The organism is Agromyces sp. NPDC058104 (genome assembly GCF_042884835.1).
GTDB lineage: Bacteria > Actinomycetota > Actinomycetes > Actinomycetales > Microbacteriaceae > Agromyces.
On record NZ_JBHVTD010000002.1, the window covers coordinates 598,176 to 617,133 of the forward strand.

Here is an 18,958-nt window from a genome sequence, read left to right on the forward strand (position 1 = left end):
GGATCCCTCCTGAGAAACGAAGATCTCAAGGAGACGACACCATGAACACCCTCATCATCGAACGAACGGATGCCCCGCCCGCACGCGCGTCCGAGGCATCCACCTCGCGTCCCGCGACCGGGAGCTTCCAGACCGTCGCACCGCGCATCGAGGTCACCGCGCCGCTCGGCGCGCGCTACGACGAGATCCTCACGCCCGAGGCGCTCGCGTTCCTCGCCGAGCTGCACGACCGCTTCGCCGGCACCCGGCACGAGCTGCTCGCCGAGCGCCTGCAGACCCGCGTCGACGCGGCGAACGGCCGCGACCCCCGGTTCCTGCCCGAGACCGAGTGGATCCGCAACGACGCCACCTGGCGCGTCGCCGGCGCCGCGCCCGGCCTCGAGGACCGCCGCGTCGAGATCACGGGGCCGACCGACCGCAAGATGGCGATCAACGCCCTCAACTCGGGCGCGAAGGTGTGGCTCGCCGACCAGGAGGACGCCACCAGCCCGACCTGGGCGAACGTCATCGAGGGCCAGCTGAGCCTGTTCGACTTCCTCCGGGGCGAGCTCGAGTACACGAGCCCCGAGGGCAAGGAGTACCGCGTGACGGCCGCCGAGACGCCGACCATCGTGATGCGCCCGCGCGGCTGGCACCTCGTCGAGAAGCACCTGAAGTTCCACGACCGTGCCGGCCGTGCGATGCACGCCTCGGGCTCGCTCGTCGACTTCGGGCTGTACTTCTTCCACAACGCGAAGGCGCTCATCGCGGCCGGCCGCGGCCCCTACTTCTACCTGCCGAAGCTCGAGTCGCACCGCGAGGCGAAGCTCTGGAACGACATCTTCGTCTACGCGCAGGACGCGCTCGGCATCCCGCAGGGCACGGTGCGTGCGACGGTGCTCATCGAGACGATCCAGGCCGCGTTCCAGATGGACGAGATCCTCTACGAGCTCCGCGACCACTGCGCCGGCCTCAACGCCGGTCGCTGGGACTACATCTTCTCGATCGTGAAGACCTTCCGTTCGCGCGGCCGCCGCTGGGTGCTGCCCGACCGCAAGCAGATCACGATGACGGTGCCGTTCATGCGGGCCTACACCGAGCTCCTCGTGCAGACCTGCCACAAGCGCGGCGCGCACGCGATCGGCGGCATGAGCGCATTCATCCCGAACCGCCGCGACCCCGAGGTCACCGAGCGCGCGCTCGCCGCGGTCTCGGCCGACAAGCGCCGCGAGGCCGGCGACGGCTTCGACGGCACGTGGGTGGCGCACCCCGACCTGATCCCCACGGCCCGCGCGGAGTTCGACGCGGTGCTCGGCGACCGCCCGAACCAGGTCGACCGCCTCCGCGACGACGTGCAGGTGACGGCGGCGCAGCTGCTCGACATCCCGTCGATCGGCGGCGAGGTGACCGAGGGCGGCGTGCGCGACAACATCTCGATCGCGATCCGCTACATCGAGTCGTGGCTGCGGGGCGTCGGCGCCGCGGCGATCGACAACCTCATGGAGGACGCGGCGACCGCCGAGATCTCGCGTTCGCAGCTGTGGCAGTGGCTCAACGAGAACACCGTCACCGCCGAGGGCACGCGCATCGACCAGACCTCGATCGTGCGCCTCATGGCCGCGGCCGTCGCCGAGCTGCCCCGCTTCGAGGGCGACCGCTTCGACGACGCGATCTCGGTGTTCCGCACCGTGGCGCTCGAGCCCGAGTTCCCGACGTTCCTCACCGTGGGGGCGTACGCGCGCTTCCTCTGAGGCGCAACCGACGACCAGGGCCTTCCCGACCGCATCCGGCGACCCCGGAGGTGCAGCGGCCGGGGAGGCCCGTCGTCGGCTTCCAGGGCCTCGGATGCCCGTCAGGACGCTACTCGGGAATGCGTCCTGACGGGCTTCCGTCGTCCCGGGCGGCCCGTCACACGACGTCGAGCAGGCGGTCCGCTCTGACAGAATCGCGGCGTGACCGACCTCGTGATCCGACCAGCGACCGCCGCCGACCTCGAGGCGCTCGCCGACCTCGCTGCCGAGACCTTCCCGCTCGCATGCCCGCCGCACACGACGGCCGAGTCGATCGCCGACTTCGTCGAACGGCACTTCCGGCCCGAGCACTTCGCGGCCTACCTGGCCGACCCCGAGCGGCGGCTCGTCGTCGCCGAGCGCGGGGCATCCGGTGCGCTCGTCGGGTACAGCATGCTCGTCGGCGGCGAGCCGGGCGATGCGGATGCCGCGACCGCCGTCGGCGCCAGGCCCGCGATCGAGCTCAGCAAGTTCTACACGCGTGCGGGCGAGCACGGCGGCGGCATCGCGGCGTCGCTCATGGCGGCGACGCTCGACGCGGCGCGTGCCGCGGGCGCCGTCGTGTGCTGGCTCGGCGTGAACGAGGAGAACGCGCGGGCGATCCGCTTCTACGAGAAGCAGGGCTTCGCGAAGGCGGGGCGCAAGCACTTCACGCTGGGCGGGAGGGTCGAGGACGACTGGGTGCTCGTGCAGCCCCTCGTCGCCGTCGGTGGGTGAGGGCGCGCTGCCGTCGGGCGCCGGCGCCCGGGCTCAGCGCAGGGGCACCCCGACGTCGCCGCCTCCCTCGGGCGTGAGCCGCGGGTTCATCGAGAGCACCATCGGCGCGGGGGCGAACCCGCCGGCGAAGAGGGCCTCGCCCTGCCGGAACCACGGGGAGCGGTCCAGCAGCGCGGTCGGCGCGTAGCCGAAGTAGGTCGCGAGGCCGTCGAGGTCGATGGGCGAGCTCATCTTCATCAGCGCGAGGTTGTCGCACTGGGAGATGATGCTCGGGTGCACCTTCGACGGCCGCTGCGTCGAGAGCAGCAGCCACAGGCCGTACTTGCGCCCCTCCGCGGCGATCTGCACGAGGCGCTCGCGCACGGCCACGGAGAGCGGCGAAGTCAGTTCGGGCGAGCACAGGTTGTGCGCCTCGTCGATCACGAGCAGCGCCGGCCGCCGCTCCTCGCGCCGCTCCCACAGCTCGTCGAGCACCGAGAGCGCGACGACGAGGTGCTGGTCGGGCGTCGAGAACCCGCCGAGGTCGAGCACCGTGGCATCCGCCCGCTCGTCGACGATGCGCGTCGCCTCGCGGTCGTGCCCCGCCCAGACCTCCCACGTCAGGAGCCCCATGTTCTCGATCCGCAGTCCGAGCGCGCGGCGAGCGGGGTCGTCGGAACCGAGGAGCTCGGGGAGCACCTGGTCGGGCTCGCTCGCGCTGAGCGTGTCGCTGAGATGCACGACGGCGTTGAACTCGTCGCGATCGGCGACGGGGTCGAGGCGCAGCACGGCGGCCTTCGCCGCCATGCTCAGGGCGGGGAACCGGGCGCGCAGGGGCTCGGTCCCGGGGGTGCTCGGGCGCAGCACGCGGATGTCGCGCTCGCGCAGTCGCTCGGCGGTGTCGCCGCTCGCCCCGGGGTTCAGCTCGCCGAGCCGCACGAAGTCGGAGTTCGGGTCGAAGACGACGACGGGCAGGGCGGTGTGCGCGATGAGCTGCTCGAGCACCACACCGAGGGCGTAGGTCTTGCCCGAGCCGCTCTGCCCGCACCAGAAGGTGTGCCGGTTGAAGCGGTGGGCGAGCAGCAGCGCCGGGCGGATCGGCGGGCTGAGGTTGACCCCGATCTCAAGCGTCGCCCCCATCGCCGTGTGCACGAGGTCGATGGTGGCGGCGTCGGCGACCTCGACGGTGCCGCCGGCGAACGGTGCGCCGCCGCGCTGGTCGAAGCGCTCGCCGTCGACCTCGCCGAGCAGCCGCCCGTGCAGCGCCTCGGCGTTGTCGTCGTCGGTGAGCTTCCGCGACTCGACGAGCGCGAGCTGCCGGCCCTGGTCGGTCGCGATGAGCAGCAGGGTGCCCGCGATGAAGGGCGTGCCGGAGGCGTCGGGGATCGTGAACGACCTCCCGTCCTCGGAGCGGGCGGTCAGCGGCGCACGGTGCTCGGCCATGGGCCGATCATGCCACGGCGGCCGCCCGTCGTGCGATCAGCCATGTGCCGAGCCCGGAGGCGAGGAAGATCGCGGCGAGGATCGCCCAGCCCGAGACGCCGTGCGAGATGGCGGTCGCGTTGACGACGAGCGGCGCGGCGAGGGCGCCGACCGAGTACCCCATGCCGAAGACGCCCTGGTAGGTGCCGGCGCGCACGGGATCGGCCAGCTCGAAGCTGAGGCCCCAGCCGCCCGCCTGCGAGAGCACCTCGGCGAACGCGTGGGCGGTCGCGGCGATGACGAGCACCGCGATCGCGAAGCCGACCGGCAGCCCGGCCGAGGCGGCGTAGACGAGGCACGCGCCGGCCATGAGCCAGGCGGCGATCGCCGAGACCCGCCCGGCGACGCGGAGGTCGTGGGTGCCGCGCGACATCGGCACCTGGAAGACCACGACGATGATCGTGTTGAGGATGAGCAGCGCGGCGATGAGCACCTCGGGCGCGGCGGTCTCGCGGGTGATCCAGAGCGGCACGCCGAGCTCGCCGACGCCGAACTGCATGCCGAAGATCGCGCTGAGCGCGGTGAGCCAGAGGTAGCGCGGGTCGCGCCACGGCGAGTGCGAGCGCCAGTTGCGGCGCTCGCTCGCGATCGCCTCGGCGGTGGCCGCGGCATCCACCGAGCCGGTCGCGGTGACGACCTCGGCGACCGCGGCGCGCGCCGGCGCGTCGACCCGTGCGGGCAGGCGCACGAGCTGGAAGAGCCCGAGCAGGTAGAGGACGCCGGCTCCGAGGATGAGCCCGCGGTACGCCTCGGCGGTGCCGAGCGCGAGGGCGAGTGCGCCGAGCCCCGAGCCGACCGCGATCGAGACGTTCGTCACGGTGCGCAGAACGGCGCGGGCGTGCACCCGCGACTCGCCGGTGAAGGCCCGCGCGATGATCGCCGAGCGAGTCGAGTTCGCCCCCTGCTCGAAGAGCCCGCAGATCACGGCGATCACGAGCGCCGTGACGAAGTCGCCGGCGAACACGTAGGTGATGAGGGCGGCCCCCTCGATCGCCGTGAACAGGATGATGAGCCGCTTCGCGCTGAACCGGTCGGCGAGCCACCCGCCGGCGAACGAGGCGACGACGCCCGCGCCGCTCGCCGCGGCGAGCACGATCGCGACCTCGCCCGGGGTGAGGCCGACGATGAGGGTGAAGTAGAGCACCGTGACGGTGAGGAAGATGCCGCGACCGATGCGGGAGATGAGCGTCGCGCCGACGAGGATGCGCAGCACGGGGTCGGCGACCGAGGCGGCGAGCCGGGCGACCAGGGTCGGGCGCGCGCCGGGAGCGGCGTCGGTGTCGACGGCGGGGGTCGCGCCGGTGTCGGGGGAGGCCGGGGCGGTGCCGGGCGGGGTGGTAGGGCTCACCCCACAGTTCTCGCAGAGCCGACGGAGGCGCGAAATTGATGTAGCGTATGGCTACATGTTGCGTTACGTCCTGAACGAGTCGGATGTCGCGTCCGTGCGCTTCGGCATCTCGCCGCTGTGCGAGCTCGGGCTCTCGCTCCGCGCCATCCGCGACCCCTCCCGGTTCCCGCTGCAGCTGCCATGGCTCCGCCGCACCGAGGCGGCGCGCGCCGATCTCGACCTCGACGCCCTCACCGCGCTCATCGACGACCGCCTCTGGACCCCCGACTTCCTGAACCCGCGCCCGACGTCACCGCTCACCCGGCTCGACGAGGAGCTCGACGCCCTGCGGCACCTGCCGGCCGACGAGTTCGAGCGCGACCTCGTCGGCGTGCACGGGCGCGTGCCCGAGGTGTTCGCCGGGTCGAGGCGGGTCGCCGTGCGCCGGCTCGTCGACGCGCTCTCCGAGCTCTGGGCCGCGACGTTCGAACCGTACTGGCCGCGCATGCGCGCCGTGCTCGAGGCCGACGTCGTCTATCGGGGCCGGCAGATCGCGCAGAGCGGCCTCGCGACGATGCTCAACGGCATCTCGTCGACCGTCGACTACGAGGGCGGCGTCGTCTCGGTGCGGCTGAAGGACCCGAACGACCGCGTGCAGCACATCGACGGGCTCGGCCTCACCCTCGTGCCGACGATGTTCACCCGCCGCGGTTCCGCCCCCGTCGGCGACGGACCGCCGATGATCATGTACCCGGCGCGCGGCCAGGGCGCGCTGTGGGAGGCGGAGAGCGTCGCCAACCCGGCCGCCGTCGCGGCCGTGCTCGGCGAGACGCGCGCGCGGCTGCTCTCGGCACTCGGCGACCCGGCGTCGTCGACCGAGCTCGGCGTGCGCTTCGGCGTCACCGCCTCCGCGGTGAACCAGCACCTGCGGGCGCTGCGCGACGCCGGGCTCGTCGTCTCGACGCGGTACGGGCACAGCATGCTGTACCTCCGCAGCGAACTCGGCAGCTCGCTGCTCGCGGCGGGGCGCTAGGCCGGGTCGGGCGCGACTCGCAGCACGAGCTTGCCGCGTACATGCCCGGCCTCGGTCAGCCGGTGCGCCTCGGCGCCCTCGGCGAGCGGCAGCTCGCGGTCGAGGTGCACCCGCACCGCGCCGTCGTCGATCAGCCGGGTGATCACGGCGAGGGTGCGCGCATCGGGCGAGACCACGTAGCCGGTCGCGCGGATGCCGCGTGCCGCCGCCTCCTCGTCCATGGTCGGCCACGAGCCCGTGGGCACCGTCACGATGAGCCCGCCCGGGCGCAGCGCGTCGAGCGAGCGCGTGCCCGTGGCATCCTTCACGTTGCCGATGAGGTCGATCACGACGTCCTGGTCGCGCGCGACCTCCTCGAAGCGCTCGTTCGTGTAGTCGACGACCCGGTGCGCGCCGAGCCCGCGCAGGAAGTCGGCGTTGCGCGCCGACGCGGTGGTGGTGACGGTGGCTCCGAAATACGCCGCGAACTGTACGGCGAAATGCCCGACGCCGCCGGCCCCGGCGTGGATCAGCACCCGCTGCCCGTCGTGCACCCGCGCGGTGTCGACCACGGCGCCCCATGCCGTGAGCGCCGCGAGCGGCACGGCCGCGGCGTGCGCGAAGTCGAGGGAGGCGGGCATCGGGGCGAGGCTCATCGAGCTCACCGTCGTGAACTCGGCATGGGCGCCCGGCATGCGCGGCACCCGAACCATGCCGTAGACGCGGTCGCCCGGCTGGAGCGGATGCGCCGCGTACGGCACCTGCTCGACGACGCCCGCGAAGTCGTGCCCGAGCACCGCGGGATAGCGCTCGATCGCCGCCGAGGTGCCGCGACCGGCGCGGGTCTTCACGTCGATGGGGTTGACGCTCGCCGCGACCACGCGAACGAGCACCTCGTCGCTGATGCGCAACGGCCGCGGCACCTCGGCGAGGCGCAGCTCGCCGGGATCGCCCGTGCGGTCGATCACCAGTGCCTGCATCGTCTCCTGCGCCGCCTCAGCCTGCATTCCCCGTGCCTCCCGTCGTCGTCCTCGCTCCATTCTGCCCGCCGTGGCTATGCTGCGAGGAGCGTCGTCGCGGGGCGGCCGGGAGGGGGCATCGTGCGTCGAGCATTCGGAGTGCTGCGGGTCGTGGCCGCCGCCGGGATCATCGCGGCCATCGTGGGGCAGTTCGCGAAGAGCCTCTCGCTCGTTCCCGACCCCGCCGTGTTCGTCGTGAACTTCTTCAGCTTCTTCACGATCCTCTCGAACGGCGTCGCCGCGGTCGTCCTGCTCGTCGGGGCCGCGTACGCGTTCCGGCGGGCGAGCGACCCGCCCTTCTTCGACCTCGTGCGCGCCTGCGCGACCACCTACATGGCGACCACCCTCGTCGTGTTCAACCTGCTGCTGCGCGACCTCGCGCTCGACCAGGCGGCCACGGTGCCGTGGTCCAACGAGATCCTGCACGTGTGGGCGCCGCTCTACCTCCTGGTCGACTGGGTGCTCGCCCCCGGACGCGGCCGCATCCCCTGGAACCGCTTCTGGTGGATCGCGGCGTTCCCCGTGGCGTGGGTCGTCTACACGATGATCCGCGGGGCGATCGTCGGCTGGTACCCGTACCCGTTCCTCGACCCCGAGGTGAGCCCCGGGGTCGGCTACGACGGGGTCACGGTCTACGTCATCGCCATCGCGGCGTTCATCCTGCTGGTCGGCGCGGGCGTCGTCGGCATCAGTCGCACGGCCTGGCCGTATCGACGGGCCGAGGTCGAGGCGGCCCCGGCGGGCGATCGCGCGATGACGTCGGCGGTCGGCTGAGCCGGTTCAGCCGAGGGTTCCCCGGCGGGCCTCGCTCGCCTCGAGCCACCGTGCGAGGTGCTGGCCGAGCACCGCGTTCTGCTGCGCCTGTCCGTCGTCGCGGGCGGTGAGCGTCACGAGCGGCGCCTCGAGCCCGAGGGCCCAGCGCTCGGCGATGGCCACGGGGTGAACGGGGTCGCGGGGGGCCGCGACGACGAGCGAGCGCACGCCCCGGCGCGGAAGCCGCGCGAGCTCGTCGTCGCTCGTGAACGCGCGGTTGCGCGGGATCTCGATGAGGCGCATCGCGCGCCGAGCCGCATCGGGCGAGGTGAACTGCGTCAGCAGCCCCTTGGCCCCGGCGGGCGACTCGGCCGCGATGCGGTGGAAGATCTCGCGCTCGCGGAACTCCGCCGCCCCCGCGGCGCCGGCGTCGACGAGCAGCTGGCCGATGACGGGGAAGACCCGCAGGTTGTCGGGCAGCGGGCGGTCGTCGAAGGCCGGTCGCACGAACACGGCGCGATCGATCGGCAGCAGCTCGTCGAGCGCGAGCCGCAGCGCGATCGCCGCGCCCATCGAGATGCCGAGCACGGTGAGCGGCGCGCTCTCGTCGACGGGGCGCCCCGTGGCCTCCTCCACCTGCTCGCGGACCGTCGTCGCGACCTCGGCAGCGAGGCGGTCGAGCGCGAAGTCGGCCGGCTCGCCGACCGTGAGGTAGCCGCCGTGGGCGCGCACGTCGGGTGCGATGACGAGCTCGTCGTCGCCCGCGACCGAACGGACGACGGGCGCGAGGAGTTCGAGCGGCTGCCTGCGGTCGGCGCCGAGGCCGTGCAGGAGGAGCGTCGTCACGCGAGCGCCCCCGGGCGGTAGGCCGCCCGCGGGTCGACGGCGCCGGGGTTCGGCCGGATGGCCTGCAGCAACTCGTTCGCGAGTCCGACGAGGATCTCGATCTGGTCGTCGTCGCGGTCGACCCAGCGCGATTTCGGCTCGTCGCCGACGGGCACGAAGTCGGCGTGCTCCTCCCAGACGACGAGGGTGCGCTCGGCGCCGAGCACGTACTGCTGCCACCACACCTGCCGCAGGTAGCCGCGGGGGATGCCGCGCCACGGCTTCGAGGTGGTCTTGATCTCGCACAGCTCGAGCGCGCCGTTCGCGGCGACGCCCAGCCCGTCGGGCGTGGCGAGATGACGGCGCTCGAACTCGGAGTGGAAGAGCAGCGTCGACGGCGCGAGCCCGTGGGTCTGCCTGACCCACTCCGCGATCACGGGCTCGCGGGCTCGCCCGTGGTCGGTGTACCGGCTGCCGCCGAAGCTGCGGCGGCCGCCGTGGAGCTTCTCGTGGGCGGCGGTGCGCACCGACTCGCGGGTGGCGAGCTTGGCCGCGTCGGTCGCGGTGATGCCCTGCGCCCGCGCGCGCAGCCACGCGACGCGGTCGCCCGAGTCGGCGACGACACGGGTCTCGTGCGGATGCCGCGGACGGGGCTCGGCCGGCGGCGCCCACGTGTCACCCTCGAGATCGAAGAGGGCGAATGGTTCAGGCACCCTTCGAGCGTACTCGCCGCCGCCCCCGCGCGCCGTACGATCGACGGCATGCCAGCTGATTCGAGGACCGCGTCGCGCGGGTCGTCCGGCCGCGCCGTCCGGGGCGATCGCGACCTCGCGCGCCCGCTGCCCGCGGCGCTCAGCTGGGGCGTGCTGCTCGGCTTCGCCGCGCTGCTCGCCGGCGCCGTCCTGCTGGCGGCCGTGCCCTGGTGGGTCGCAGGCTGGTACGCGGCCTGGTCGATCGTCGCGTTCGCCTCGTACGGCGTCGACAAGGCGGCGGCGAAGCGGTCCGCGGGTCGGGTGCCCGAGCGGACCCTGCACCTCGTCGACCTCGTGGGCGGCTGGCCCGGCGCGCTCGCCGCGCAGCAGGTCTTCCGGCACAAGACGCGCAAGCGCAGCTTCCGCCGCGTCTTCTGGGCCGGGGTCGCGCTGAACATCCTCGCGCTCGCCGTCGCGCTCGCCTGGTGGCTCGGGCGCTGAGCGCCCGGCCGGGGGCACCTCGCCCGGCCCGTCCGTCCTCGAGCCGGTGCCGTGCGGGAGGGGCGGTCGACCGCGCGCGAGCGGAGAGCGGCGTCCCGCCATTCGGAGCGGCGACGCTCATCTTCCGTTTCGGCTCCTGACAACTTTTGATTGCTTAACCATCAAAAGTAGGCGACAGTGTTCGAGCACGAACTCTCGGCGTTGAGACGGAAGGAAACAGCATGTGCTACGGACATGACGGCAAGGGCGCGCTGCGCGCATCGCTCGGGGAGCGGGGGGTGACCCGGCGCGGGCTCCTGCTCGGCGCACTGGGCGCGACCGCAGCGGCGGCCACATTCTCGGCGGGGGCGGCGCCCGCGATCGCGGACGTCGCGAAGAAGCCCTGGAAGCGAGTGCCGCCCGGCAAGATCAGCCTCCAGCTGTGGACGGTGCGCGAGGCCCTCGGGGCGCCCTGGGGTCCCGGCGACTACGACACCACGCTCCGCGCGATCGCCGAGCTGGGGTACCCGCGCGTCGAGCAGGCGCTCGGCTACTTCGGTCGCACCGCCGCCGAGCTGCGCGCGTTCTACGACGAGATCGGCATCCGCGCGACCTCCTCCCACGACGGCACCTCGGCCGATGCCGCCGCACTCGAGCAGAAGCTCGAGAACGCGGCGACGCTCGGGCAGCGCTACCTCAACGTGCCGTACTTCGCCTCCGGCGAGCTCGCCGACTGGCAGCAGCTCGCCGACACGATGAACGCCGAGGCCCGGGCCGCGGCCTCGTACGGCATCGCCTATGGCTACCACAACCACGCCCACGAGTTCACGACCGACCTCGGCGGCGGACGCACGCCGTGGCAGGTGCTCACCGAGCGGCTCGACCCCGCGCTCGTGCACCTCGAGGTCGATCTCTACTGGGCGGTGACCGGCGGTGTCCAGACCGGTGCCGCCGACCCCGAGCAGTTCGCGATCGACGTGATCCACGCCGCGCCGCAGCGGGTGCGCCAGTTCCACGTGAAGGACCGGCACGTCGGCGGCGACATGGCCGATCTCGGCACCGGCACGATCGACTTCGCGCGCATCTTCCGGGCGCATGCCGTCGAGGAGTACATCGTCGAGAACGACACCCCCGACGTCACCCCGCTGCAGACCGCCGACGTCGGCTACGACTACCTGCGCGACCTGCGCTTCTGACGCGCGATCGGGGCGGGCGCGCGGCATCCCCGCTCGCTCGCCCCTCGGCATGCCCGGCCCGACCGGTCGCCCGCCGCCCGTGCAGGATTCAGGAGCCGACGGACGCGTGCCGGCGTGTCGGGCGCCGACGCGCCGGGCGCCGCGCCGGGGCTCCTGAATCCTGCACGGCCGAAGGGCCGACGGGGGACGAAGGGCCGACGGGGGACGAAGGGCCGACGGGGGACGAAGCGCCGACCGCGGCCGAAGCGCCGACGACGGGCGCGAGCGTCCGGATCGCAGGATGCCCCGGGTCAGCGCGCCGCGAGCGCGTCGATGCCCTCGGGCGAGAGCGCGTGGTGGATGGCGAGCATCGCGGCGCCGAGCACGGCCGCGTTCTCGGCCGCGGCCGACTGCACGATCGCGAGGTGCTCGGTCGCGAGCGGCATCGAGCGCGTGTAGACGACCTCGCGGACGCCCGCGATGAGGTGCTCGCCCGCACGGGCCATCGAACCGCCGATCGCGATGACCGAGGGGTTCACGAAGCTCACGCAGGCGGTCAGCACCTCGCCGATGTCGCGGCCGGCCTGGCGCACCGCCTGGATCGCGTCGATGTCGCCGCGCTTCACGAGTTCGACGACATCGCTGCCGGATGCCGCGTCGAGACCCTGTTCGCGGAGCGTCCGCGCGATGGCGGGGCCCGAGGCGAGCGCCTCGAGGCATCCGCGATTGCCGCAGTGGCAGGGCACCTCGCTGCCGCGCGCGACCCGGATGTGCCCGATGTCGCCCGCGATGCCCTGCGCGCCGCGCTGCAGCAGCCCGCCCGAGATGATGCCGGAGCCGATGCCGGTCGCGACCTTCACGAACATGAGGTGCTCGGTCTGCGGCCAGGCGATCGCCTGCTCCCCGAGCGCCATGATGTTGACGTCGTTGTCGACGAGCACGGGCACCTCGAGGTGCTGCTGCACCCAGCCGGGCACGTCGAAGCGGTCCCAGCCGGGCATGATGGGCGGGTTCACCGGCCGGCCGGTGGAGTGCTCGACGGGGCCGGGCACGCCGATGCCGATCGCGACGAGCTCGTGGCGGGTTCGGCCGAGCCCCTCGATGAGGGCGAGTCCCTGTTCGACCATCCAGCCGAGCACGGGCTCGGGGCCCTGGGCGATGTCCATGCGCTCGGAGTGCTCGGCGAGCACGGTGCCGGCGAGGTCGGTGACGGCGAGGGTGGCGTGCGAGGCGCCGAGGTCGGCGGCGAGCACGATGCGGGCCGCCGGGTTCAGCGCGAACTGCGACGGAGGCCGTCCGCCGGTCGAGGCGGCGTCTGCGACGGGGGAGACGAGGCCGAGCTGCATGAGCTCGTCGACGCGGGCGGCGATGGTCGAGCGGGCGAGGCCGGTCGACTGGGCGAGTGAAGCGCGCGTGCGGGGGGCGCCGTCGCGCAGCAGCTGGAACAGCTCGCTGGCCCCTGAGGTCCCGAGCGCCGATCCGCGGCTGATGTCGGTCATGCAATTGAGTAAAGCACACCGACTTCTCTGATCGGGGAATCGACATGATGTCGCCCAGCGAACAACTTTTGCCGAGGGGCTAGCAAAAGATGCCGGGTCTATGTCAACATGTCCTCATGACAACGGACGTCACCGCCCCGACCCGCACTCGCCGTGCCGGCTTCGTCGGTGGCGGCTTCATGGCCGCCGTGCACTCCAGGGCGGCACGCGCCGCCAGGGCAGAGCTCATGGGCGCCGCCTCATCCTCACCCGAACGGGCCGTCGCGGCCGCCGAGCGGCTCGGACTCCGGGCCTCCTTCGACTCCTTCGAAGCCCTGCTCGCCGACCCGGCCGTCGAGATCGTGCACATCTGCACCCCGAACGCGACCCACGCGGGCTTCGCGCGGGCGGCCCTCGAAGCCGGCAAGCACGTGATCTGCGAGAAGCCGCTCGCCACCACCGCGGCCGACGCCGCCGAGCTCGTCGCCCTCGCCGAGGAGCGCGGGCTGGTGGCCGCGGTCCCCTTCGTCTACCGGTTCCACCCGATGGCGCGCGAGGCGCGCGCCCGGGTCGCCGCCGGCGAGACCGGGCGACTGCTCAGCGTGCACGGGGCCTACCTGCAGGACTGGCTGGCCGCCCCGCACGACGACGACTGGCGGGTCGACCGGGCCGTGGGCGGCCCCTCGCGGGCCTTCGCCGACATCGGCTCGCACCTCGTCGACCTCGTCGAGTTCGTCGCGGGCGAGCGCATCGTGCGGCTGAACGCCGCGAGCCGCACCGTCTACGCCGACCGCGCCACCCACTCGGGCATCGAGACCGAAGACCTCGTCGCCCTGGTCGTCGAGCTCGACTCCGGCGCGCTCGGCACCCTGCTCGTCTCGCAGGTCGCTCCCGGTCGCAAGAACGCGCTCTCGATCGAGCTGGCCGGCACCGACGCGAGCGTTCGCTTCGAGCAGGAGCGGCCCGACACCCTGTGGCTCGGCCGCACCGAGGCATCCAGCGTCATCGAACGCGACGCGAGCCGACTGAGCGCCGATGCCGCCCGGCTCGCGATCGTTCCCGCCGGTCATCCGATGGGCTACCAGGACGCGTTCAACGCGTTCGTCGCCGACGCCTACGCCGCGATCGACGGCGCGGCGCCCGACGGGCTGCCGGGCTTCGCCGACGGACTGCGGGCCGCCCGGATCACCGAGGCGGTCCTCGCCTCGTCCGAACGACGCGACTGGGTGGAGGTGCCCGCATGAGCGGCGAGGCCGTGCTCGTGGCCGAGGGGCTCGAGAAGTCCTTCTTCGGCGTCACCGTGCTGCGCGGGGTGGGGCTCACCCTCCGCGCCGGCGAGGTGCACGGCCTCGTCGGCGAGAACGGCGCGGGCAAGTCGACCTTCATGAAGATCCTCGCGGGCGTCTACCAGCGCGACGCGGGCACGGTCTCCCTCGGCGGCACCGACGTCGAGTTCACCCACCCGGTGCAGGCGTCGCGTGCGGGTCTCGCGACCGTCTTCCAGGAGTTCAACCTCCTGCCCGAACGCACCGTCGCGCAGAACGTCTTCCTCGGTCGCGAGCCCAAGCGCCGCGGCCTCGTCGACAAGAAGGCGATGCTCGCCGAGACGCGGGCGCTCCTCGCCGAGCTCGGCATCGACTCCATCGAGGCGGATGCCCCGGTGCGCACCCTCACCGTCGCCGAGCAGCAGATCGTCGAGATCGTGAAGGCGCTCTCGGTCGACGCCCGGGTCATCCAGATGGACGAGCCGACCGCCGCCCTCGCCGACCACGAGGTCGAGCTGCTCTACACGATCGTGCGACGGCTGCAGGCCCGCGGCGTCGCGATCCTCTACGTCTCGCACCGCCTGAAGGAGATCTTCGACCTCTGCGACACGATCACGGTGCTGAAGGACGGGGCGCTCGTCTCGAGCGGCCCGGCGTCGGAGCTCGACACCGACGAGCTCGTGCGGCGCATGGTCGGCCGGCCGATCTCGGCGTACTTCCCCGAGGCCGAACCCGGCACCGTGCTCGGCGAGCCCCGGCTCGAGCTCCGCGGCGCGGGCAACGCCTACGTCGACGGAGTCGACCTCGAGCTCCGCGCGGGCGAGATCGTCGGCATCGCCGGCCTCCAGGGCTCGGGGCGCACGGAGCTCGTCGAGGCGGTCTTCGGCGTGGTGCCCTTCACGCGCGGCGAGATGCGACTCGACGGCGAGCCCCTGCGGCTCGGCTCGGCCCGCCAGGCCGTGAAGCGGGGCATCGCCCTCATCACCGAGGACCGCAAGGCGCAGGGCCTCGCGCTCAACCAGTCGATCACCGACAACGCGCTGCTCGTCATCCGCTCGGTCTTCTCGCGGCGCACCCGCGACACCCGGCGCGAGCTGCCCGGCGTGCTCTCCTCGCTCGAACTCGCCTCGCGCGGGCTCGACCAGGAGGTGCAGTACCTCTCGGGCGGCAACCAGCAGAAGGTCGTGCTTGCGAAGTGGCTCGCCACGAAGCCCCGCGTGGTGCTCCTCGACGAGCCCACCCGCGGCATCGACGTCGGTGCGAAGGTCGCGGTCTACACGCTCATGCGCCGACTCGCGAAAGAAGGGGTCGCCATCCTCATGATCTCGTCCGAGCTCCCCGAGGTGATCGGCATGTCCGACCGCATCATCGTCATGCACGACGGCCGCGCCTCGGCCGAACTGCCCGCCCGCAGCGACGAGGCCACCATCCTCGGCGCCGCCACCGGGACACTGCGCATCGGGGGAGAGGAGCTGCGATGAGCACCACGACCCCCACCGCGCCCGCACGCCGCACCGGTCCCCGCCGCCGGCTCGACTCGAGCCTCATCGTGGGCATCGCCCTCGTCGCGGTGATCGCCGTCGGCGCGATCCTCGTCGCGACGGTGGGCCGCAACTTCTTCAGCGCCGGCAACATCCGCGACATCCTCACCGGCATGAGCGTGCTCGGCTTCGTGGCGATCGGGCAGACCCTCGTGATCCTCTGCGCCTCGCTCGACCTGTCGGTGCCGTACGTCGTGAGCCTCTCGAGCCTCATCGCGGCCGACCTGATGGCCGGCAACCCGGCGAACATCCCGTTCGCGGTGCTCGTCGTGCTCGTGGTCGCGGCGCTCATCGGCCTCGCCAACGGGCTCATCGTCACCAAGCTCAAGGTGAACGGCTTCATCGCGACGCTCGGCACGGGCCTGATCATCAAGGGCTACCTCGACTCGAACTACAAGGGCACGAGCGGCCAGGTGCCGTGGGAGTTCCAGCTCATCGGCGCCACCGGCGTCGGCCCGGTGCCCGTGTCGACGCTGCTCATGCTGGCCGTCGCGCTCGGCGCCGCGTTCTTCCTCGCCCGCACCCGCACCGGCAACCACATGTTCGCGGTCGGCGGCAACGAGCAGGTGGCCCGGCTCTCCGGCATCCGCACCGCCCGTCCGCTCATCGTCGCGCACGTGCTGTGCTCGGTCACCGCGGCCCTCGCCGGGCTCCTGCTCGCGAGCCGCCTCGGCGTCGGCAGCCCGGTCGTCGGCACCCAGGGCGGCTACGACCTGCTCTCGATCGCCGCGGTCGTGCTCGGCGGCACCCTGCTCATGGGCGGTCGCGGCTCGATCTGGGGCACCATCGGCGGCGTCGCGATCTTCGCGGTCGTCGACAACGTGATGAGCGTCATGCAGGTGAACCCGTTCCTCAAGGACGTCGTCCGCGGCGTCGTCATCGTCGCGGCGGTCGCCGTGTACACGAGCCGTTCGCTCGACCGCCGACGGCCGAGATTCAGCGCGGGGGCCGAGCCGCCCGCGGGCGCGGACGCGCCCGTCACCGCCGAGGCACCGAAGGGAGGCGCGGCATGAGCGCCGTGACATCCGAACGCCCGAGCGTCGGCGAGCGCCTGGCCGAACTCGGCCGCACCCTCGTGAGCCCGCGCGGCGCGGTGTTCCTCCTCCTGATCGTGCTGCTCGTCGCGATCGCCGTGCTGAACCCGTCGTTCGCCGAGCCCTCGCAGTTCATCCGCTTCATCCAGCGCGTCGCCCCCGTGGCGATCGTGGCGATCGGGCAGTACTTCGTCATCGTCGGCGGCGAGTTCGACCTCTCGATGGGCTCGGTGGTGACGGCGCAGGTCGTCATCGCCGGCAACCTGATCGGCCAGGACGAGTCGAAGTCGCTGCCCGTGCTCGCGCTCATGCTCGTGTTCGGCGCGCTGGTCGGCCTCGTCAACGGACTCATCGTCACGATGCTCAAGGTGCCGAGCTTCATCGTCACGCTCGGCATGATGCTCGCCCTGCTCGGCGGCACCCTGTACTGGACGGGCGGCGCCGCGACCGGCAACCCCGCCGACGGGTTCCGCGAGATCGGCCGCGGCGGCATCCGCGGCATCCCGGTGATCGACATCCTGCCGTGGTCGGTGCTCGTGCTCGCCGTGGCGCTCGCCGCCGCGATCTGGTTCTCGAAGCGGCCCTTCGGGCGCACGATCATCGCCCTCGGCGACAACCCGACGACCGCGCGATTCTCGGGCACCCGCAACTGGTGGGTGAAGACCTCGACCTTCATGATCTCCTCGCTCTCGGCGACGGTGGCCGGTGTGCTGCTCGTCGGCTACGCGGGCGTGCACCCCTCGGTCGGCCGCGGCTACGAGTTCATCGCGATCACCGCGGTCGTGCTCGGCGGCGTCGTGCTCGGCGGCGGGCGCGGCTGGGTGGTGGCCGCCGCGGCGGGCGCGTTCGCCCTCGAGGCGCTCTTCACGCTGCTGAACTTCGCCGGCGTGCCCTCGACGTACCGCGACGCGGTGCAGGGCGCGATCATCATCCTCGCCGTCGCCTATTCGGCGACGACCTTCCGCGCGCGCCGCCGAGGGCGCGGCATCGAGGCACCGACGGATGCCACGAGCCCGACCTCGCCCGACGCCGCGACCCAGACCTCGCCCGATGCGGCGACCAAGACTTCGCCGGCACCGGCGGAGGAGCGCGATGCCGAGGCATCCGCTCGCCCTGCACCCATTCCCTCGACGTCGAGGGCTGACAACGAAACCAAGGGAGGTTCGTGATGCGACGCAGGTATACGGTGGCATCCGCAATGGTCGGCGCCCTCGCGCTGCTGACGATGGCCGGCTGCACCACCGACCCCAACGTGGCCGCGCCGACGGAAGACGCCGCCGCCACGGAGGAGTCGGTCGAGTGGTTCGACCAGGAGCTCTTCGACAAGCAGGACGCCGAGCGCGACGTCGTGCCCGAGGGCCCCGAAGGGCAGCCCTGGCTGCAGCACATCAACGCCGAGATGGTCGACACCTCGGAGTTCGCCGCGGAGGGCGCCAAGAAGGCGTGCTTCGCCAACGCCTCGATCTCGAACCCGTGGCGCCAGACGGGCTGGATCACCATGAACCAGCAGCTCGAGGTGCTCCAGGAGGCCGGGGTCATCAGCGAGATGGAGACCCGCGACGCGCAGGACTCCGATGACACGCAGATCGCCGACATCGACTACTTCATCAACGAGGGCAACTGCGACGTCTTCATCATCTCGCCGAACTCCACGGCGGCGATGACGCCGGCCGTCGAGCGCGCCTGCGACACCGGCAAGCCGGTCATCGTGTTCGACCGCGGCGTGCAGACCGACTGCCCCGTCACGTTCATCCACCCCATCGGCGGATTCGCGTGGGGCATCGACACGGCCGAGTTCCTCATCGACGAGCTCGAAGAGGGCGACAAGGTCGTTGCGCTGCGCATCCTGCCGGGTGTCGACGTGCTCGAGCAGCGCTGGGCCGCGGCCGAGAAGCTGTTCGACGAGGCCGGCATCGACGCGGTCGACTACTTCACCGGGGCCGACCCGGCGGAGATCAAGAAGATCATCTCCGACGAGCTCGCCAAGGGCGACGTCAAGGGCGTCTGGATGGACGCCGGCGACGGCGCCGTCGCCGCCATCGAGGCGTTCGAGGACGCCGGCGTCGACTACCCCGTCATGACGGGTGAGGACGAGATGAGCTTCCTCCGCAAGTGGAAGGAGACCGGGCTCACGGGTCTCGCGCCGGTGTACTCGAACTTCCAGTGGCGTACGCCGCTCCTCGCCGCGCAGATGATCTTCGCCGGCGAAGAGGTGCCGCAGGAGTGGGTGCTCCCGCAGTCGCCGATCACCGCGGAGGAGGTCGACGAGTATCTCGCGCTCAACGAGAACATGCCCGACGGCCACTACGCCAAGTTCGGCGGCGAGGACCTGCCCGGCTACCCGCAGGTCTGGGAGGACCGGGTCATCCCGTAAACCGGCATCCGTGACCGGCTGAGTACGGTGGTCGAG

At 72.4% G+C, this 18,958-nt stretch carries 17 protein-coding genes; 11 read left to right on the plus strand and 6 right to left on the minus strand.

Features of this window, described 5'->3' with window-relative positions:
• Positions 1-41: 41 nt before the first annotated feature.
• Both aceB and ACFVTH_RS10725 read left to right on the plus strand, forming a co-directional pair.
• Complete coding sequence (aceB, locus tag ACFVTH_RS10720; RefSeq protein ID WP_387090311.1) at positions 42-1,730, plus strand: malate synthase A; 1,689 nt, start codon at positions 42-44, stop codon at positions 1,728-1,730.
• 201 nt (positions 1,731-1,931) lie between these two features.
• Positions 1,932-2,486: a GNAT family N-acetyltransferase gene (locus tag ACFVTH_RS10725; protein WP_387090314.1), complete on the plus strand. Its 555-nt coding sequence runs from the start codon at positions 1,932-1,934 to the stop codon at positions 2,484-2,486.
• A gap of 33 nt (positions 2,487-2,519) precedes the next feature.
• Here ACFVTH_RS10725 and ACFVTH_RS10730 read toward each other — a convergent pair whose 3' ends face one another.
• Together ACFVTH_RS10730 and ACFVTH_RS10735 are read right to left on the minus strand one after the other, a co-directional pair.
• On the minus strand, positions 2,520-3,908 hold the full coding sequence (locus ACFVTH_RS10730; RefSeq protein WP_387090316.1) for an ATP-binding protein: 1,389 nt from the start codon (positions 3,906-3,908) through the stop codon (positions 2,520-2,522).
• 7 nt (positions 3,909-3,915) lie between these two features.
• Positions 3,916-5,295 carry an MFS transporter gene (locus ACFVTH_RS10735; protein WP_387090318.1) on the minus strand — a complete coding sequence of 460 codons (1,380 nt, stop codon included), beginning with the start codon at positions 5,293-5,295 and terminating at the stop codon, positions 3,916-3,918.
• Positions 5,296-5,350: 55 nt separating this feature from the next.
• Here ACFVTH_RS10735 and ACFVTH_RS10740 point away from each other — a divergent pair, with 55 nt between their 5' ends.
• Positions 5,351-6,307, plus strand: a complete 957-nt coding sequence (locus ACFVTH_RS10740) for a DUF5937 family protein (RefSeq protein ID WP_387090321.1) — start codon at positions 5,351-5,353, stop codon at positions 6,305-6,307.
• On the opposite strand, the gene ACFVTH_RS10745 is transcribed toward ACFVTH_RS10740, so the two are convergent.
• Positions 6,304-7,293 (minus strand): NADP-dependent oxidoreductase, encoded by a 990-nt coding sequence (locus tag ACFVTH_RS10745; protein ID WP_387090324.1) that lies wholly within the window; start codon positions 7,291-7,293, stop codon positions 6,304-6,306. The genes ACFVTH_RS10740 and ACFVTH_RS10745 overlap by 4 nt on opposite strands.
• 93 nt (positions 7,294-7,386) lie before the next feature.
• Between ACFVTH_RS10745 and ACFVTH_RS10750 the strand changes: the two genes are divergently transcribed.
• Positions 7,387-8,079 (plus strand): Pr6Pr family membrane protein, encoded by a 693-nt coding sequence (locus tag ACFVTH_RS10750; RefSeq protein ID WP_387090327.1) that lies wholly within the window; start codon positions 7,387-7,389, stop codon positions 8,077-8,079.
• 6 nt (positions 8,080-8,085) lie between these two features.
• On the opposite strand, the gene ACFVTH_RS10755 is transcribed toward ACFVTH_RS10750, so the two are convergent.
• Positions 8,086-8,904 carry an alpha/beta fold hydrolase gene (locus tag ACFVTH_RS10755; protein ID WP_387090330.1) on the minus strand — a complete coding sequence of 273 codons (819 nt, stop codon included), beginning with the start codon at positions 8,902-8,904 and terminating at the stop codon, positions 8,086-8,088.
• The gene (locus tag ACFVTH_RS10760) at positions 8,901-9,596 is read right to left on the minus strand and encodes a YqaJ viral recombinase family protein (RefSeq protein WP_387090332.1); all 696 of its coding nucleotides are present in this window, start codon (positions 9,594-9,596) and stop codon (positions 8,901-8,903) included. Before ACFVTH_RS10760 ends, ACFVTH_RS10755 begins: the two co-directional genes overlap by 4 nt.
• Before the next feature lie 48 nt (positions 9,597-9,644).
• On the opposite strand from ACFVTH_RS10760, the gene ACFVTH_RS10765 reads away from it, so the two are divergent.
• Both ACFVTH_RS10765 and ACFVTH_RS10770 read left to right on the plus strand, forming a co-directional pair.
• A complete protein-coding gene (locus tag ACFVTH_RS10765; protein WP_387090335.1) occupies positions 9,645-10,076 on the plus strand; it encodes a DUF1294 domain-containing protein in 432 nt (143 codons plus the stop codon).
• Positions 10,077-10,297: 221 nt separating this feature from the next.
• Entirely contained in the window at positions 10,298-11,251 is a 954-nt protein-coding gene (locus tag ACFVTH_RS10770) for a sugar phosphate isomerase/epimerase family protein (RefSeq protein ID WP_387090338.1), read from the plus strand.
• A gap of 290 nt (positions 11,252-11,541) precedes the next feature.
• Here the strand turns inward: ACFVTH_RS10770 and ACFVTH_RS10775 are convergent, their stop codons facing one another.
• Positions 11,542-12,729 carry an ROK family protein gene (locus tag ACFVTH_RS10775; RefSeq protein WP_386938493.1) on the minus strand — a complete coding sequence of 396 codons (1,188 nt, stop codon included), beginning with the start codon at positions 12,727-12,729 and terminating at the stop codon, positions 11,542-11,544.
• Between the two features lie 116 nt (positions 12,730-12,845).
• Between ACFVTH_RS10775 and ACFVTH_RS10780 the strand changes: the two genes are divergently transcribed.
• Genes ACFVTH_RS10780 through ACFVTH_RS10800 form a run of 5 tightly spaced genes read left to right on the plus strand, consistent with a single transcriptional unit; the run spans position 12,846 to position 18,922 of the window.
• Positions 12,846-13,952 carry a Gfo/Idh/MocA family protein gene (locus ACFVTH_RS10780; RefSeq protein ID WP_387090340.1) on the plus strand — a complete coding sequence of 369 codons (1,107 nt, stop codon included), beginning with the start codon at positions 12,846-12,848 and terminating at the stop codon, positions 13,950-13,952.
• Entirely contained in the window at positions 13,949-15,454 is a 1,506-nt protein-coding gene (locus ACFVTH_RS10785; RefSeq protein ID WP_387090342.1) for a sugar ABC transporter ATP-binding protein, read from the plus strand. Before ACFVTH_RS10780 ends, ACFVTH_RS10785 begins: the two co-directional genes overlap by 4 nt.
• Complete coding sequence (locus ACFVTH_RS10790; RefSeq protein WP_387090344.1) at positions 15,451-16,527, plus strand: ABC transporter permease; 1,077 nt, start codon at positions 15,451-15,453, stop codon at positions 16,525-16,527. Before ACFVTH_RS10785 ends, ACFVTH_RS10790 begins: the two co-directional genes overlap by 4 nt.
• Positions 16,524-17,717, plus strand: a complete 1,194-nt coding sequence (locus ACFVTH_RS10795) for an ABC transporter permease (RefSeq protein WP_387090346.1) — start codon at positions 16,524-16,526, stop codon at positions 17,715-17,717. Before ACFVTH_RS10790 ends, ACFVTH_RS10795 begins: the two co-directional genes overlap by 4 nt.
• On the plus strand, positions 17,717-18,922 hold the full coding sequence (locus ACFVTH_RS10800) for a substrate-binding domain-containing protein (RefSeq protein WP_386938484.1): 1,206 nt from the start codon (positions 17,717-17,719) through the stop codon (positions 18,920-18,922). Before ACFVTH_RS10795 ends, ACFVTH_RS10800 begins: the two co-directional genes overlap by 1 nt.
• Positions 18,923-18,958: the final 36 nt, after the last annotated feature.

Excerpts from the sequence above, each read along its gene's own strand:
- ACFVTH_RS10770 (WP_387090338.1), top strand. The coding sequence starts at position 10,298 with ATGTGCTACGGACATGACGGCAAGGGCGCGCTGCGCGCATCGCTCGGG.
- ACFVTH_RS10780 (WP_387090340.1), top strand. The coding sequence starts at position 12,846 with ATGACAACGGACGTCACCGCCCCGACCCGCACTCGCCGTGCCGGCTTC.
- ACFVTH_RS10795 (WP_387090346.1), top strand. The coding sequence starts at position 16,524 with ATGAGCGCCGTGACATCCGAACGCCCGAGCGTCGGCGAGCGCCTGGCC.
- ACFVTH_RS10740 (WP_387090321.1), top strand. The coding sequence starts at position 5,351 with ATGTTGCGTTACGTCCTGAACGAGTCGGATGTCGCGTCCGTGCGCTTC.
- ACFVTH_RS10730 (WP_387090316.1), bottom strand. The coding sequence starts at position 3,908 with ATGGCCGAGCACCGTGCGCCGCTGACCGCCCGCTCCGAGGACGGGAGG.
- ACFVTH_RS10785 (WP_387090342.1), top strand. The coding sequence starts at position 13,949 with ATGAGCGGCGAGGCCGTGCTCGTGGCCGAGGGGCTCGAGAAGTCCTTC.
- ACFVTH_RS10745 (WP_387090324.1), bottom strand. The coding sequence starts at position 7,293 with ATGCAGGCTGAGGCGGCGCAGGAGACGATGCAGGCACTGGTGATCGAC.
- ACFVTH_RS10775 (WP_386938493.1), bottom strand. The coding sequence starts at position 12,729 with ATGACCGACATCAGCCGCGGATCGGCGCTCGGGACCTCAGGGGCCAGC.
- ACFVTH_RS10765 (WP_387090335.1), top strand. The coding sequence starts at position 9,645 with ATGCCAGCTGATTCGAGGACCGCGTCGCGCGGGTCGTCCGGCCGCGCC.
- ACFVTH_RS10790 (WP_387090344.1), top strand. The coding sequence starts at position 15,451 with ATGAGCACCACGACCCCCACCGCGCCCGCACGCCGCACCGGTCCCCGC.
- ACFVTH_RS10800 (WP_386938484.1), top strand. The coding sequence starts at position 17,717 with ATGCGACGCAGGTATACGGTGGCATCCGCAATGGTCGGCGCCCTCGCG.
- aceB (WP_387090311.1), top strand. The coding sequence starts at position 42 with ATGAACACCCTCATCATCGAACGAACGGATGCCCCGCCCGCACGCGCG.